The sequence below is a fragment of the Bacillus sp. JJ1566 genome, assembly GCF_036962685.1.
GTDB lineage: Bacteria > Bacillota > Bacilli > Bacillales > Bacillaceae_L > Ferdinandcohnia.
On sequence record NZ_JBALOP010000101.1, the window covers coordinates 1 to 579 of the forward strand.

At 28.8% G+C, this 579-nt stretch carries 2 protein-coding genes; both read left to right on the top strand.

Annotation, left to right across the window (positions count from 1 at the left end; all coding sequences use genetic code 11):
• Positions 1-328: glycosyltransferase (locus V7112_RS23760; protein ID WP_335424452.1), on the top strand; the 328-nt coding region annotated here is incomplete at its 5' end.
• Positions 329-364: 36 nt separating this feature from the next.
• Positions 365-579, top strand: a 215-nt coding sequence (locus V7112_RS23765; protein WP_335424453.1) for a hypothetical protein, incomplete at its 3' end; no start/stop codon positions are given.

Genomic DNA, 579 nt, shown 5'->3' on the forward strand with positions numbered 1-579 from the left:
ATTAGGAACTGATCCTAATCCATATCCCTATATTAACCAATGTGATATATACGTTCAACCTTCTAGGCATGAAGGTTTTTGTATAACTCTTGCTGAAGCAAAGTGCTTAAGAAAGCCTATAGTATCGACTAATTTTACTGGAGCAAAAGAACAAATTAATAATCGTATTGATGGATTAATTGTTGATGTTAGTGAAAATGGTATATACGAAGGATTGTTAGAATTGATTAAAAATAATGATTTAAGAAGGACTTTTTCTCAGAACCTTTCAAAGGCAGATTTTAAGAATGATAAAGAAATCAAAAAATTATTAAAGCTAGTAATATAGTTGTTCATAGTAGAAATAAATCTAAAAGGTGGTTATATGGTTCTATTTACTACAAGTATTTTACTTATAATGGTTGTATTTTTATATTTGAATAAGAGAAAAATTACTTTGGGAATATGGTCAATTTCAACATTTACTTCTAGTACGTTTATCACAAAATTTCCAGAAAAGGAAAAGTTGGTAAGCCCTTGCTTAATGGCTAAAGACGTAAATGATGTACCCGCAGAATTTATTGCCGATCCATTTATTAT